Origin of the sequence: Pseudomonas avellanae BPIC 631 (assembly GCF_000444135.1) — a bacterium.
GTDB lineage: Bacteria > Pseudomonadota > Gammaproteobacteria > Pseudomonadales > Pseudomonadaceae > Aquipseudomonas > Aquipseudomonas avellanae.
Map to the genome: position 1 here is coordinate 1 of NZ_ATDK01000096.1, position 2,542 is coordinate 2,542.

Here is a 2,542-nt window from a genome sequence, read left to right on the forward strand (position 1 = left end):
GATGAGGTCGCGAGGGCAAGACTGATCGCGTGGTCGGGGCTCATGCTTCACCGCCTTGGCCATGAAGGCCATGCGCTACGGTAAAACGTGTCAGGTTTTGATGATGCTGGGGGTACAGGTCTGCCTTTAGAAGGGGCACAGCCTGCTGAAAAATCTTTTCCATAAGTCCACCGTTCAGCGGTGAACTGAAGGCTTCACTTTTGACGACTTGCACAAAGCCGCAGTGAACGCCATAATCAGCTCACGTTATGTGTGTTGAACAGGTGATCCGCTCATCAAACGGCCTGTTCAAGATTTTCCAAAAAGCCCCGCCGGCAAGCGGGGCTTTTTGGTTTCTGCAATTTGTGAATCTACATCGTCGCTTTCCTGCAAATAAAACTGTGCCGGATAGTAGCATGGGACCTCCGCTTTTCGCCCTACAAAATCCGCTGCTTTCAACGAGCTAGGACGCTTTCCTGGCCACCACCGGCCTTTCATCGCTCGATGTGTTCAACAGCCGTGGGTAAAGCCCGCGCCGGAACCGCTGAAAATCAGCAGCCTCAAGCCAGGGGGCACTGGCCTCCCACGCGTCCCGAGGCGCACCATCGAGCCGACCTTGGCTGATCAGCTGATACGCTTCATCGTTGCGCCCATCGTCGTTGCAGATGAACTTAGAAAAGTGGTTTGTCATTGTTGTCATTCCTTGTTCGCGTTCCGGTGCCAACGGCTGGATGCAGAACTGCCAGGCCTATAGCGACCGGCTGGAGCATCAGCAAGGGGTAGGGCGCAGTCGGCCCAGGACGTGCAGGATTTCATTTTCAAAGGCCACTTTTGATTCGAGGTCGCCCAGCTGCGTATGGCGTTCTGCAACGCACCTCAGCAAGCCAGGCAGGTGGCCGCACTGGGGCAGCTCATGGCCGTTCGTGACCCGATAGCTTTTGTGATACTCCGTCGCGATGTAACCCTGCGTCTCCAATGACCGCAGGGCTTCGCGCACCGGCATCCGGCTGACCCGGAAGGCATTGGCAATGGCTTGCTGCGTAAGCCGTTCACCCGGTTCAAGTCGTCCATCCATGATGGCTTCGCGAAGCACTTCTTCAATGGTCTCGCGGGGCAGCGCTATGGGCTGTGCCAGGCCGTGGGCCAGGTGTTCAAGCACCTGCTGAGCGTGCAGTTTTTGCGTTCTGTGGTTAATCATGTCCTTCACCTATTTAACGAATGCGTACTGCCCCCTGCGCTGTAGAGCTGGGCTCAGCGCTGCACATGATTGACGGGGTTGTGATGTGTATCAGGAACTGCTTGAGAGCCCCGAGGACCTGGATGCGCTCCTGGCCGGGCTGGAGTTGGGGTGACGGAATTTTCTGGGTTTTCCCCCCTTAAGGTGTCTACTTGTCGCCGGCGACCCTGCTGGACTCAAACGAAGCGCTGTCATCTGCGTTGTAAACATCCCAAGGGACTTTCACCCCGTTGACCAGAAAGCCCCAGTCACAGGATTTAGGGCAGGTGATGAACAGGGTGTAAGCACCGCCAGCTGCCACCTGGTCGATACGGTGATACTCATCAGGACGCAGCGCTGCGCAGGTGCCTGTTCTGCGCTCGATACGCTCAGTGACCTGTCCATGGGTATTGATCATGATCAGACGCAGCTCGACGTACCCACCCTGCAGGATGATCGTACGGGCGTGCCACGGGTGGTCGTGCAGGTCGCGATCACGATCCTCGCACAAGATGTGGTGGACCCGTACCGACCAGGGAAACCAGCGGTGTTTGGGTTGCTGCCTGGCGCGATCATAGCCCTCGAACAGCCACCAGCGGCCCATGTAGCGTTCCTGACCATCGGCCGAGGTGATGTGTTGGTAAGGCGTACGCTGGGCGCGTCGAATGATCCAGGCGGCGACGCATGGACGCGACACGATCACCGCAAAAGCTCGCCAAAGAGTCTCTTTCATGGGGGCTCCGATCAGCAAAGTTAATCGTCGTAAGGCGATGACGAATACAGACGGTGGCAATAGGCATCCGCTCGTCTGTTGTCTTCATCCGTTTGACGGTCGTCCCACCCGTCAAGAATGAACATCACACCCAAGTATTTCTGGTTGGATTCCTTGCCCAGACACGACTGGACCCAATCAACCTGATAGCGCACGTAGTCGATATCGGTACTGCATTGGATGGCTTCTGCCGGGGCCGTTGGAGACCCCAGCCAGTGCCTCATGTTCTGCAGCAGTGCCCGGCAATCATCGACACCTATATCTCGGGTAACGGACCCAGTGGGTGGAAGGCCGTACAAGCCAAGCCCTCCATATTGGCTAAATACCGCAAACGTGTTTTTCGCGATGTGAAACTTCAAAACCTTCCTTGAAAACCAGGGATCACTTTGAGGTCTGTAACTCATCGGCTGCGCTCCTGCCCGTGCGGTCTATTAATCCCAGTCGAACGGCGCCGGCGAATAAGATCCGTCGTCGAAATAGGGCGGTGCCTGGTCGTGGCTTGGTGGAACAGGCGTTGTGGCTCTAGGTGCAGGCGCCTTGCCCTTTACTTTCGGGGCTCTGGCCGGATCGATGTG

General features: G+C 56.8%; 4 protein-coding genes. All 4 read right to left on the reverse strand.

The window, feature by feature from the left end:
• Positions 1-442: 442 nt before the first annotated feature.
• The 4 genes from DW49_RS1000000133060 to DW49_RS0106970 all read right to left on the reverse strand — a co-directional run bounded on the left by DW49_RS1000000133060 (position 443) and on the right by DW49_RS0106970 (position 2,371).
• The gene (locus DW49_RS1000000133060) at positions 443-670 is read right to left on the reverse strand and encodes a hypothetical protein (protein WP_024421147.1); all 228 of its coding nucleotides are present in this window, start codon (positions 668-670) and stop codon (positions 443-445) included.
• 78 nt (positions 671-748) lie between these two features.
• Positions 749-1,177, reverse strand: coding sequence for a GntR family transcriptional regulator (locus tag DW49_RS0106960; RefSeq protein WP_024421148.1), 429 nt, complete (start codon positions 1,175-1,177; stop codon positions 749-751).
• 187 nt (positions 1,178-1,364) lie between these two features.
• Complete coding sequence (locus DW49_RS0106965) at positions 1,365-1,928, reverse strand: hypothetical protein (RefSeq protein ID WP_005622240.1); 564 nt, start codon at positions 1,926-1,928, stop codon at positions 1,365-1,367.
• A gap of 20 nt (positions 1,929-1,948) precedes the next feature.
• Positions 1,949-2,371 (reverse strand): hypothetical protein, encoded by a 423-nt coding sequence (locus tag DW49_RS0106970; RefSeq protein ID WP_024421149.1) that lies wholly within the window; start codon positions 2,369-2,371, stop codon positions 1,949-1,951.
• Positions 2,372-2,542 lie beyond the last annotated feature (171 nt).

Excerpts from the sequence above, each read along its gene's own strand:
- DW49_RS1000000133060 (WP_024421147.1), bottom strand. The coding sequence starts at position 670 with ATGACAAACCACTTTTCTAAGTTCATCTGCAACGACGATGGGCGCAAC.
- DW49_RS0106960 (WP_024421148.1), bottom strand. The coding sequence starts at position 1,177 with ATGATTAACCACAGAACGCAAAAACTGCACGCTCAGCAGGTGCTTGAA.
- DW49_RS0106965 (WP_005622240.1), bottom strand. The coding sequence starts at position 1,928 with ATGAAAGAGACTCTTTGGCGAGCTTTTGCGGTGATCGTGTCGCGTCCA.
- DW49_RS0106970 (WP_024421149.1), bottom strand. The coding sequence starts at position 2,371 with ATGAGTTACAGACCTCAAAGTGATCCCTGGTTTTCAAGGAAGGTTTTG.